12 protein-coding genes and 1 riboswitch are annotated in these 11,331 nt (G+C 73.6%); of the genes, 10 read left to right on the top strand and 2 right to left on the bottom strand.

The features are described from left to right. Positions 1–397: 397 nt before the first annotated feature. On the bottom strand, positions 398–1,678 hold the full coding sequence (locus AA75_RS29690) for a glycosyltransferase (protein WP_033823383.1): 1,281 nt from the start codon (positions 1,676–1,678) through the stop codon (positions 398–400). Positions 1,679–2,177: 499 nt separating this feature from the next. On the opposite strand from AA75_RS29690, the gene AA75_RS29685 reads away from it, so the two are divergent. Next, entirely contained in the window at positions 2,178–2,504 is a 327-nt protein-coding gene (locus AA75_RS29685; protein ID WP_051813699.1) for a hypothetical protein, read from the top strand. A 155-nt stretch (positions 2,505–2,659) separates the two neighbouring features. Here the strand turns inward: AA75_RS29685 and AA75_RS29680 are convergent, their stop codons facing one another. After that, positions 2,660–3,259: an MSMEG_1061 family FMN-dependent PPOX-type flavoprotein gene (locus tag AA75_RS29680; protein WP_359891636.1), complete on the bottom strand. Its 600-nt coding sequence runs from the start codon at positions 3,257–3,259 to the stop codon at positions 2,660–2,662. Between the two features lie 251 nt (positions 3,260–3,510). After that, positions 3,511–3,638: riboswitch (FMN riboswitch) on the top strand. 170 nt (positions 3,639–3,808) lie between these two features. Here AA75_RS29680 and AA75_RS29675 point away from each other — a divergent pair. The 9 genes from AA75_RS29675 to AA75_RS29635 all read left to right on the top strand — a co-directional run bounded on the left by AA75_RS29675 (position 3,809) and on the right by AA75_RS29635 (position 11,315). Beyond that, a complete protein-coding gene (locus AA75_RS29675) occupies positions 3,809–4,471 on the top strand; it encodes a riboflavin synthase (protein WP_033823381.1) in 663 nt (220 codons plus the stop codon). A gap of 56 nt (positions 4,472–4,527) precedes the next feature. Further along, entirely contained in the window at positions 4,528–5,121 is a 594-nt protein-coding gene (locus AA75_RS29670) for a nicotinamide mononucleotide transporter family protein (RefSeq protein ID WP_082526915.1), read from the top strand. Then, positions 5,118–6,383: a bifunctional 3,4-dihydroxy-2-butanone-4-phosphate synthase/GTP cyclohydrolase II gene (locus tag AA75_RS29665; RefSeq protein WP_033823379.1), complete on the top strand. Its 1,266-nt coding sequence runs from the start codon at positions 5,118–5,120 to the stop codon at positions 6,381–6,383. The genes AA75_RS29670 and AA75_RS29665 overlap by 4 nt, the downstream gene beginning before the upstream one ends. A gap of 56 nt (positions 6,384–6,439) precedes the next feature. Next, positions 6,440–6,925, top strand: coding sequence for a 6,7-dimethyl-8-ribityllumazine synthase (ribH, locus tag AA75_RS29660; protein WP_033823378.1), 486 nt, complete (start codon positions 6,440–6,442; stop codon positions 6,923–6,925). 122 nt (positions 6,926–7,047) lie between these two features. Further along, on the top strand, positions 7,048–7,320 hold the full coding sequence (locus AA75_RS29655; protein ID WP_033823377.1) for a phosphoribosyl-ATP diphosphatase: 273 nt from the start codon (positions 7,048–7,050) through the stop codon (positions 7,318–7,320). 53 nt (positions 7,321–7,373) lie between these two features. Then, positions 7,374–8,222 carry an ATP phosphoribosyltransferase gene (gene hisG / locus AA75_RS29650; RefSeq protein WP_033823376.1) on the top strand — a complete coding sequence of 283 codons (849 nt, stop codon included), beginning with the start codon at positions 7,374–7,376 and terminating at the stop codon, positions 8,220–8,222. Positions 8,223–8,299: 77 nt separating this feature from the next. Next, positions 8,300–8,737 (top strand): PH domain-containing protein, encoded by a 438-nt coding sequence (locus AA75_RS29645; protein ID WP_033823375.1) that lies wholly within the window; start codon positions 8,300–8,302, stop codon positions 8,735–8,737. A 203-nt stretch (positions 8,738–8,940) separates the two neighbouring features. Further along, positions 8,941–10,275, top strand: a complete 1,335-nt coding sequence (locus AA75_RS29640) for a hemolysin family protein (protein ID WP_033823374.1) — start codon at positions 8,941–8,943, stop codon at positions 10,273–10,275. After that, a complete protein-coding gene (locus AA75_RS29635) occupies positions 10,272–11,315 on the top strand; it encodes a hemolysin family protein (RefSeq protein ID WP_033823373.1) in 1,044 nt (347 codons plus the stop codon). The genes AA75_RS29640 and AA75_RS29635 overlap by 4 nt, the downstream gene beginning before the upstream one ends. Positions 11,316–11,331 lie beyond the last annotated feature (16 nt).

Raw genomic sequence — 11,331 nt, 5'->3', positions numbered from 1 at the left:
ACATACCCACGCCAGTACCAACCTGACCAAGCCCTACTAGAGCGCGTGCCGCAAGGCCGGCGCGGTCTGCGGAGTCGTGTCGGGCGCGGCCACCGCCCGCCCGGCCGGGGCCGGGGGGCCGCCTGGCGTCGACGACCCGGCGGACGCCCGTAGGGCCGGCCCGGGCACGCCCGCGGCCCGGCCGGTAACCGGTCGCCGATCGCCGTACGCGAGCACCTCTCGGCCGGAGGCCGGGGGAGCCGGGCCCCGGTCCGGACCGCCCGGTGCGCCCAGCCCCGGCCGTCCGGCTCGCCTGTTCGCCTGCCCGCTGCCCGTTCGGCGTTCCTGTTGCGCCCAGCCCGCCCAGCCGGTCCGTCCCAGCCCGCCCAGCCGGTCCGTCCCGGCCCGTCCGGTGGCGTCACTCGGCCGCTGCCGGGTGCGGTCCGCCGCCACCGTCGGCGACCCGGCGGGCGAACCGCAGGACGTCCGCCGCGCCGTCCTCGGTCGCCAGCCGGCCGGCCAACTGCTGGGCGCGCGCCCGGTACAGGGGGTCGTGCACCGCCCGGTGCAGGGCGTCCGCCAGCCGGCCGGGGGTCAGCCGGGCCAGCGGGACGGGCCCCGGGCTGACCCGGAGGGCCGTCAGCCGGGCCGCCCAGAAGGCCCCGTCGAGCTGTGCGGGTACGGGCACGGCGGGCACGCCCGCACGGAGCCCGGCGCCGGTGGTGCCCGCGCCGGAGTGGTGCACCACCGCCGCCATCCGGGGGAACAGCCAGGAGTGCGGGACCTCGTCCACGGTGAGCACGTCGGGGTGGTCCAACTGGAGCCCGGTCCAGCCGCGTTGGACCACCGCGCGGACCCGGGCCGCGCGCAGCGCGGCGGCGACGGTCCGGCCCAGCCGCTGGGCGTCGGCCACCACCAGACTGCCGAAGCCCACGTACACCGGGGGCGGTCCCGCGGCGAGGAACTCGGTCAGCCGGGCGGGTGGCTGCCAGTCGCCGTCGTCGTACGGCCACCAGTAGCCGCTGATCCGGGCGGAGGCCGTCCAGTCCGCGGGCCGCGGGACCACGGAGGGGGAGAAACCGTGGAAGACCGGCCAGTCCTCGCGAGCCCGCCGGCCCGGGCCGCGCGGGAGGGGCGGCAGCCCGAGGTGGGCGCGCAGGGTGCGGACCGTCGGTGCGTACAGCCGGTCGACGGCCAGGTCGGCCGCCCGGCCCGCCAGCAGGTTGCCCCGCCGCCCGAGCGAGCGGGCGCTGCCGCCCACGACCGGGGGGAACGCGCGGGTCGGCCGCAGCGGTTGGAGGTAAAGGCCCGCGCTGGGCACCCCGTGCGCCTCGGCCGCGACCTGCCCCAGCGGCGCCGTCGGCGCGGACAGCAGCACCAGGTCGGTGCCCTGCCGTATGGCGTCCAGCACGCCCGACGCCAGCTCCGGCATGAACCGCCGGGCCATTCGGATCAGCCGCCCGACCGTTGCCGGGCCGTTGCCCGCCCGCAGCAGCCGCTGGCCGTGCTCGGAGGCGAGTTCGGCCCGGGGGTCGACCGGCAGCGGACGGAACTCCAGCCCTGCCGAACGGACTTGGCCCTCGAAGGCGGTGTGGGTGGCCAGTGCGACGGTGAACCCTGCGGCGGTCAGCCGGCTCCCGAGACCGAGGAACGGGGACACGTCGCCGCGCGAACCGGCGGTCGCGATCAGAATGCGCACGGGAGCGAGTATCCCCGCCCGGCAGCCCGGTGCCGTGCGCCCGCGGGCTGTCTGTCGGTGCCTGCGGCGGTCCGCCGCGGGACCCGTGCTCGGCCGTCCGCCAGCGGAGTTGGCGCCGGTCGGGCGCTCGGGCGGCGGCTTTGAGGCGCCGGCCGGGATTCACCGGTACGGGGGAGCGCGCCGGGCGGGCGGACCGCCCGTCCGGCCGTGCGGGGCATTGGGCCGACCTTGCAACTCCTTGGCCCGTTCATGGGCCTCTCGCCCGGTATTGCCCGAATTGATGCCGAAAGGCATTCGGGGATTTCCCGGCCGACCCACGAGCGTGGATAATCCGTGGTCAACCCGGATGTCCGCATGGCATTCTGGCGCCGCCACGCGATCGGGCCCCCGCCCGGTTCGGCGGGCTGTCTTCCGTGCCGGGCTGCGACGGAGCGGATGTCACCTGGATCCGCTATGGTCGCGGACCGTCGCCCCACCTCACCTCACCTGGGAATTCTTCTTGAACCTCGACTTCTCCGCCGAGCCGCTCTTCTCCTGGTACGTCGTCCTGCTGCTCGTCAGCGGTCTGGCCCTGATCGGCATTGCCGCCGCCGGCCTGGGCCAGAGCGCCGGTATGCGGGCCCTGAACGGCCTCTTCGGCGCCGGTTTCCTCGGCTACGGCGTCTACCTCGGGTTCATTTTCGAGGGCGGCGACTACATCATCTTCTTCAAGGTGTTCATTCTGCCGGTCGTGCTGATCGCCGCCGCCGTCAAGAACTTCACCGAGCGCAGCAACCGGGCGCAGGCCCCGGCCCCGGTGCAGCCGCCGGCCGACGCCGCGAACTGAGACTCCGCGCGTATCACGCGAAATGCCGGGTGGACAGGGAAGCTTCCCTGTACGCCCGGCATTTGGATTTCCACCGGCCATCGCTCCGCCCGCTCACCGCCGCACCCTTGCCCATCCCTCGCCGGGCTCCACCGCCGCCACCGCGTCTGCGGCCGTCACTCGTAGCGGTACAGCAGCGACTCCGCCTCCGACCGGAGGATGTCCGCCAGGGTCAGCGTCGGGTCGCCCAGGTGGGAGAGGGTGACCTCGGCGGAGCTCGGGGCGGCGTCCGGGGCCGGCCAGTGCTCCGGCTTCCAGGCGGAGCTGCGCAGGAGTGCCTTGGGGCAGTGCCCGTAGACCTCCTCGGCCTCGACGACGATCGCGCTGCGCGGCGGCTTGCCGACCGGCGTCAGCCGCTCCAGCAGCCGCGGGTCGGTGGAGACGCAGGCCCGCCCGTTGACCCGCAGGGTGGCCTCGCGGCCGGGGATCACGAAGATCAGGCCGGCCCGGCCGGTCTCCACGATGTTGTGCAGCGAGTCCAGCCGCCGGTTGCCGGTGGCGTCCGGCAGGGCGAGCGTGTACTCGTCCAGTACCGAGACGAATCCGGGCGGGCCGCCGCGCGGTGTCACGTCGCAGCGCCCGTCGGCGCCGGCGCTGGCCAGGAACACCAGGGGCGAGCGGTCGATCACGCTCCGTGCCGCTTCGTGGATCCGGTCGACCTCCTTGCGCCGGACCAGGTCGCTCGGTATCTCGTACAGCTCGCGCAGCCCGGCCACCTCCCGGACGGCGGCGGAGGCGAGGGCGGCGAAGACGGGGCTGCGGGGTACGGGCGGTGTGTTCACGTACCGGGAACCTAGCCCGTCGCCGACCTGAGGGGGAAGCCATTTCGGGTGCGGCGGCCGGCCGTCGCGGGCCCGCCGTTATTCCCGTGACCGGACGGTGGCGGAGTGAAGCAGGCCACATGCCGGGGGTCTGCTGCCCGCTCGGCGGCCATGGCAGAATGACAGGTGTAGTAGCAGTGACGTTCAGCGCACTCCGGGGTCGGTGAAAATCCGAACCGGCGGTTACAGTCCGCGACCCGTCCGCAGCCAGCGGCCGGTTGACCAGGTGAAATTCCTGGACCGACGGTTAAAGTCCGGATGGGAGGCGTGCGCGGCGGATCAGTTGGACCACGGCTTGCCCCGCGAGCCGTGGCACAGGTGCGACGGGAGAGCTCCCGTCCGGCGACGGCGCCGGGCGCGGGGTGCCACCGTCCGTACCGGCTGTCCGCGTCATCTCCCATGTGCCGCCCCGGAGTCCGCGCCCCAAGCGCGAGGAGAACCCGGGTGTTCACCGGCATCATCGAAGAGCTCGGCGAGGTCGTCTCCATCGAGGAGATCGGCGACTCCTCGCGTATCCGCCTGCGTGGCCCGGTGGTCTGTTCGGACGCCCGCCACGGCGACTCCATCGCGGTCAACGGCGTCTGCCTGACCGTACTCGACAAGCCCGAGCAACTGGCGGCCCGCACCGGCGAGTTCAGCGCCGACGTGATGGCCGAGACGCTGCACCGCTCCAGCCTCGGCGCGCTGCGGCCCGGCTCCCGGGTCAACCTGGAGCGCGCCATGTCGCTCGGCGCCCGGCTCGGCGGCCACCTGGTCCAGGGCCACGTCGACGCGACCGGCACCCTGCTCTCCCGCGAGAGCGGCGACCTTGACGCCGACGGCACCCCCCGCTGGGAGGTGCTGCGCTTCTCACTGCCCCAGGGCATCACCCGCTACCTGGTCGAGAAGGGCTCGATCACCGTCGACGGCGTCAGCCTGACCGTGGTCGAGGCCGCCCTCGACTCCTTCACCGTCTCGCTCATCCCCGCGACCCTCGAACTGACCACGCTCGGCGCCAAGGCCGTCGGCGACCCGGTCAACCTCGAGGTCGACGTCCTCGCCAAGTACGTCGAGCGGCTGCTCGAGACCCGTACCCTGCCCGCCACCATCGCCGGGGAGCCGAAGTGAACTGGCTCGGCGGCACCGCCTTCACCGCCTTCGGCCAGCACGTGATCTGGTCCGACATGCTGGGCAACCTGCTCGGCTTCGCCGGCCTCGCGCTCGGCTGGCGCCGCTCGGTGTGGAGCTGGCCCGTCCAGCTGCTCTCCGGTGCGGTGCTGATCACCGCGTACCTCGGCGGCGACTCGCCCAACCCCGGCCTGATCGGCAAGCAGGTGATCGTGATCGCCGCGGCCGCCTGGGGCTGGACCCGCTGGCGGCAGGGGCGGCGGAGCGCCGGCGAGATCGCCGTCCGGTTCGCCTCCTGGCGTGAACGGGCCGCGCTCACCGCCGCGCTGGCGCTCGGCACGCTCGCCCTCGCGGGGCTCTACTTCGCCAACCCGTCCTGGTCCTGGAGCCCGTGGGCGGACGCCTACATCTTCGTCGGCACGCTGGCCGCGATGTACGCCCAGGCACGCGGCTGGGTGGAGTTCTGGTTCGCCTGGATCGCGGTCGACGTGGTCGGCGTCCCGCTCGCCTTCAACAGCGGCTACGCCTTCTCCGGCCTCACCTACAGCATCTACTTCGTCCTGGTGCTGCTCGGCCTGCGCTCCTGGTGGCTGCGCAGCCGCGCCCCGCGCCCCGGGCACACCACCATCCCCCAGGGAGTGACGGCATGACCACCGATCAGATCGTCGACGAGCCGGTGCTCGACCCGGTCGAGCGAGCCATCGCCGACATCGCCCTCGGCCGCCCGGTGATCGTGGTGGACGACGAGGACCGCGAGAACGAGGGCGACATCGTCTTCGCCGCCTCGGCCGCCACTCCCGAGCTGATGGCCTTCACCATCCGCTACAGCTCCGGCGTGATCTGCGTCCCGATGACCGGCGACGAGCTGGACCGGCTCGACCTGCCCCCGATGACCCGGGTCAACGAGGACCGCAAGGGCACCGCCTACGCCGTCTCGGTGGACGCCCGCGACGGCGTCTCCACCGGCATCTCGGCCGCCGACCGGGCCCGCACCGTCCGGCTGCTCGCCGCGGCCGCCACCGAGCCGGGCGACCTGACCCGGCCCGGCCACGTCTTCCCGCTGCGCGCCGTCGAGGGCGGGGTGCTGGTGCGCCCCGGCCACACCGAGGCCGCCGTCGACCTGGCCCGGCTGGCCGGTCTGGCCCCGGCCGGCGCCATCGCCGAGGTGGTCAACGACGACGGCACCATGGCCCGGCTGCCCGAGCTGGTGGCCTTCGCCCGCGAGCACGGTCTGGCGATCATCTCGATCGAGGACCTGATCGCCTACCGCCGCCGCACCGAGCTGCACGTGGACCGGGCCGCCGTCACCGCGCTGCCCACCGAGCACGGCGGGTTCACCGCGGTCGCCTACCGCGGCACCATCGACGGCGTCGAGCACCTGGCCCTGGTGGCCGGCGGCCTGGACGCCGACGGACGGCTGCCCGAGGGCGAGGACGTCCTGGTCCGGCTGCACTCGGAGTGCCTGACCGGCGACGTGTTCGGCTCGCTGCGCTGCGACTGCGGGCCGCAGCTGCAGGCCTCGCTGCAGCAGGTCGCCGAGGCCGGCCGCGGCGTGGTGCTCTACCTGCGCGGCCACGAGGGCCGCGGCATCGGCCTGGCCCACAAGCTGCGCGCGTACGAGCTCCAGGAGCAGGGCCGCGACACCGTCGACGCCAACCTGGAGCTGGGGCTGCCCGCCGACGGCCGGGACTACAGCATCGGCGCCCAGATGCTCGCCGACCTCGGCGTGCGCTCGCTGACCCTGCTCACCAACAACCCGGACAAGCACGCCGCGCTCACCGAGCACGGCCTGAAGGTCAAGGGCCGGCTGCCGCTCGCCGTCCGCACCAGCGAGCACAACCTCGGCTACCTGCGCACCAAGCGCGACCGGATGGGCCACCAGCTGCCCTGGCTCGACGACGACGGCGCCTGACCCGTACCCCATCCCGACCACGCCCGACCCCCATCCAGCGAACAGGAAGTAGAGACGTGAGCGGCCACGGAGCCCCCGAGCTGACCCTGAAGAACTGCGCCGACCTGCGGGTCGCGGTGATCGCCGCGCAGTGGCACGACCAGGTCATGAACGGCCTGCTGGACGGCGCCCACCGGGCGCTCAAGGAACTCGGCATCGACGAGCCCACCGTGGTCCGCGTCCCGGGCACCTTCGAACTGCCGGTCGCCGCCAAGCAGCTGGCCGGCCGCGGCTACGACGCCGTGGTCGCCCTCGGCGTGGTGATCCGCGGCGGCACCCCGCACTTCGACTACGTCTGCCAGGCCGCCACCCTCGGCCTCACCGAGGTCGCCGTGCAGACCGGCGTACCGGTCGGCTTCGGCGTGCTGACCTGCGACAACGAGGAGCAGGCGCTGGACCGTGCGGGCCTGCCCGGCTCGGCCGAGGACAAGGGGCACGAGGCCGTGACCGCCGCGCTGGCCACCGTCGCCGCGCTGCGCGCGGTCTCCGAGCCCTGGCACTGAGGTACCCGCCCGCCGGCCCGGACGACCGCGGCCGGCGGGCCCCGCGGGGGTGTCCAGCGGACTGTCCACGTTGCGGAACTGTTTACCGGGCCCTCGCCGGCAGGCCGTAAGGTGAGTCCATCATGGCTTCCAAGACATTCGAGGAGCTCTTCTCCGAGCTCCAGCAGAAGGCCGCCGCCGGCGACCCCTCGTCCTCCCGTACCGCGCAGCTCGTCCAGCAGGGCGTCCATGCGATCGGCAAGAAGGTCGTCGAGGAGGCCGCCGAGGTCTGGATGGCCGCCGAGCACGAGTCCGACGAGCGGACGGCCGAGGAGATCTCCCAGCTCCTGTACCACCTTCAGGTGATGATGGTCGCGCGCGGGCTGACGCTCGACGACGTCTACGCGCACCTCTGATCCGCACCCCAGCTCCGTACCGAACCGCCCCCCAGCGAAGGAACCCGCCTCTCATGCTGCGCATCGCCGTCCCCAACAAGGGTTCGCTCTCGGGTCCCGCGGCGGAGATGCTCCATGAGGCCGGGTACCGGCAGCGCAAGGACCCCAAGGAACTGGTGCTGGTCGACCCGGACAACCAGGTGGAGTTCTTCTTCCTGCGCCCCCGCGACATCGCCGTCTACGTCGGCTCCGGCCGGCTGGACGTCGGCATCACCGGCCGCGACCTGCTGCTGGATTCCGCGTCCGACGCCGAGGAGGTGCTGTCCCTCGGGTTCAGCGGCTCCACCTTCCGGTTCGCCAAGCCGGTCGGCCTGGACGTCACGGACGTGCAGAGCCTGGAGGGCCTGCGGATCGCCACCTCGTACACCGGCCTGGTCGAGCAGCACCTGGCCGAGCAGGGCGTCAAGGCGACCGTGACCAAGCTGGACGGCGCGGTGGAGACCGCGGTGCAGCTCGGCGTCGCGGACGTGATCGCGGACGTGGTGGAGACCGGCACCAGCCTGCGCAACGCGGGCCTGGAGGTGTTCGGCGAGCCGATCCTGGTCTCCGACGCCGTGGTGATCCGCCCCAAGGGCGCGGGCGAGGACGCGGGCGTCGAGCAGTTCATGCGCCGGCTCCAGGGCGTGCTGGTGGCGCGCCGCTACGTGCTGATGGACTACGACATCCGGGTCGAGAAGGTGAGCGAGGCGGTCGCCCTCACCCCCGGTCTGGAGTCGCCGACCGTCTCGCCGCTGCACACCGAGGGCTGGGTGGCGGTCCGTTCGATGGTGCTCCGCAAGGAGGCCCAGCGGATCATGGACGACCTGTGGGGCATCGGCGCCCGGGCGATCCTGGTGACCAACATCCACGCCTGCCGCCTCTGACCTCCTCCGAGCAACCCGACCGACCCGACGCGGGCGGGGGCCTGGCGGCCTCCGCCCGTTCTCCCTGGAGCCCCGACGTGTCCACCGCCGACGCCCTTCCCGTCACCTGGGCCCCCCGCCGCACCCGGGCCGTGCTGGTGCCGATGTCCGTGCTGCTGGTGATCGTCTTCACCGTGATCGCCTTCGCGCTGCCCGCCAACTGGCACCTCAACGACCGGGTGGCGATGGTGGTCAGCGGCCTGCTGTTCGCCGGCGTCGCGCTGATGCTGGCCCGGCCGCGGGTGCGGGCCGACGCCGAGGGCGTGACCGTGGTCAACTTCGTCCGCAGCCGCCGGCTGGCCTGGGCGGAGATCGTCCGGGTCAACTTCCGGGCGGGCGACCCCTGGGTGGTGCTGGACCTGGCCGACGGCACCGCGCTGGCGGCCGTGGGCATCCAGGCCGGCGGCGGCCGGGACCGGGCCGTCGCGGCCGCCCGCACCCTGCGCGACCTGGTCGACGGACACCACGCGTCCTGACCGCCCCCGGCGTGCCTCCGAGGCCCACCGACCGGGATCCCTACACTCGTTCGGGTATCGTCTACGCTGGTAAAGCCGGGGCAAAGCACCCGGCCGCCTTCGAGCCCATCCCGACCAGAGGAGTGACACCTCCCCTCGATGGACGATCCGTCCGGTAGTACCAGCGCCGCCTCGCCACGCACGCACGGAAGGCAGGCGGCCCCGTGACCACCGCCTGGCTCATGCTCGCGGCCGCCGTGCTGCTCATCCTCGCCAACGGCCTCTTCGTGGCCGCCGAGTTCGCCTTCGTCACCGTCGAGCGCGGTGAGGTCGAACGGGCCGCCGCCGGCGGCGACCGCCGCGCCAAGGGCCTGCTGAAGGCCCTGCGCAAGCTCTCCTTCCAGCTCTCCGGCGCCCAGCTCGGCATCACCGTCACCTCGCTGGTGGTCGGTATGCTTGCCGCGCCCGCGCTCTCCGACCTGCTCACCCCGGTGCTGACCGCCGTGGGCGTCCCCGCCTCCGCCGCGAGCACCGTCGCCGTCATCACCGGCCTGGTGCTCGCCACCGTGGTCCAGATGGTGATCGGCGAGCTGGTCCCGAAGAACTGGGCGATCGCCCGGCCGGTCCAGGTCGCCTACGCGGTGGTCGGTCCGCAACGGGCCTTCTCCACCGTCTGCCGGCCGCTGATCACCGTCCTGAACGGCGCCGCCGACCGGCTGGTCCGGGCCATCGGCCTGGAGCCCCAGGAGGAGCTCGGCCACGCCCGCACCCCCGCCGAACTGGTCGCGCTGGCCCGGCACTCGGCCCGCGAGGGCGCGATAGACGAGGAGTCCGCCACCCTGTTCGTGCGCACGCTCGGCCTCGGCCAGCTGACCGCGGAGAGCGTGATGACCCCCCGCGTCGCCGTCGCCGCCCTCCAGCAGGACGCCAGCGCCGCCGACGTGATCAACCTGACCAGGGCCACCGGCCTGTCCCGCTTCCCGGTCTACGGCCACAGCCTGGACGAGGTCAGCGGCACGGTCACGCTCAAGGACGCGCTCGCCGTCCCGGCCGAGCACCGCGCCGCCACCCGGGTCGGCCCGCTCGCGGTCACCCCGCTGCTGGTCCCCGAGACGCTGCCCGCCGAGCGCCTGCTCGACCTGCTGCGCCGGCAGCAGCCGATGGCCATCGTGGTCGACGAGTACGGCGGCACCGCCGGCGTGGTCACCATCGAGGACATCGTCGAGGAGGTGGTCGGCGAGGTCCAGGACGAGCACGACCCCGCCGACGTCCCCGAACTGCGCCCGCTGCCCGCCGCCGACGGCCTGCCGGTCTGGGAGGCCGACGGCCGGGCCAGGACCGACCAGCTGGAGGCCATCGGCCTGCACGCCCCGGAGGGCCCTTACGAGACCCTCGGCGGGCTGCTCGCCGACCTGCTCGGCAAGCTCCCCGAGGTCGGCGAGCAGGCCGAGCTGCCCGGCTGGCACTTCACCGTGCTCGCCGTGGAGCGGCACCGCACCAGCCGGGTGGAGATCCGGCGCACCCGAGCCGACCGGTACGACGAGGACCAGACCCGATGACCGTGCTCCTGCTGGCCGCCTCGATCCTGCTGCTGGTCGGCAATGCCTTCTTCGTCGGCGCCGAGTTCGCGGTCATCTCGGTCCGGCGCAGCCAGATCGAACCGCTCGCCGAGGCCGGCGACCGGCGGGCCCGGACCGTGCTGCACGCGCTGTCCAACGTCTCCGCCATGCTGGCCGCCGCCCAACTCGGCATCACCGTCTGCTCACTGCTGCTCGGCGCGCTCGCCGAGCCGACCATCGCCGACCTGGTGGAGGGGCCGTTCCACGCGATCGGCGTGCCGGAGTCGCTGATGCACCCGCTCAGCTACGCGCTGGCACTGGCGCTGGTGGTCTTCCTGCACATGGTGCTCGGCGAGATGGTGCCCAAGAACATCGCGCTGGCCGGCCCGGAGAAGGCCGCGCTGTGGCTCGGCCCGCCGCTCGACCGGCTGGCCCGCTGGATCGCCCCGGTGATCCGCTTCCTGAACGCCTTCGCCAACGCCGTGCTGCGGCTGTTCAAGGTGCAGGGCCGGGACGAGGTGGCGTCGGTCTTCACCACCGAGCAACTGGTCCTGCTGCTCACCGACTCCCGGGACGCGGGCCTGCTGGACCGCAGCCGCCAGGAGCGGCTGGAGGACGCGCTGGAGCTCGGCGACCGGCCGATCACCGAGGTCCTGCTGCCGCCCGAGCAGCTGGTCTCGGTCGGCACCGACGTGACCGCCCGGGAGATCGAGCGGCTCGCGGTACGGACCGGCTTCTCCCGCTTCCCGGTGGTCGGCGCCGACGGCACCGTCCGCGGGTACCTGCACGTCAAGGACAGCCTGGAGGTCGAGGACCCGGACGCGGCGGTGCCCGCCCGGCTGTGGCGTCCGGTCACCGTGCTCCCGGGCAGCATGCGCCTGGACGACGCCCTCGGCGCGATGCGCCGGGACGCCGCCCACCTCGCCGTGGCGGCCGGCCCGGACGGCCGCCAGCTCGGCCTGGTCGCGTTGGAGGACGTCCTGGAGGAGCTGGTCGGCGAGGTCCACGACCCGGACCACCGCCCGGCGGCCCGCGCCTGACACCCCGCCCGGCCCC

The sequence above is a fragment of the Kitasatospora sp. MBT63 genome (assembly GCF_000710465.2).
In the GTDB taxonomy this organism is placed as follows: domain Bacteria; phylum Actinomycetota; class Actinomycetes; order Streptomycetales; family Streptomycetaceae; genus Kitasatospora.
This window is presented reverse-complemented; position numbering and strand designations above follow the sequence as displayed.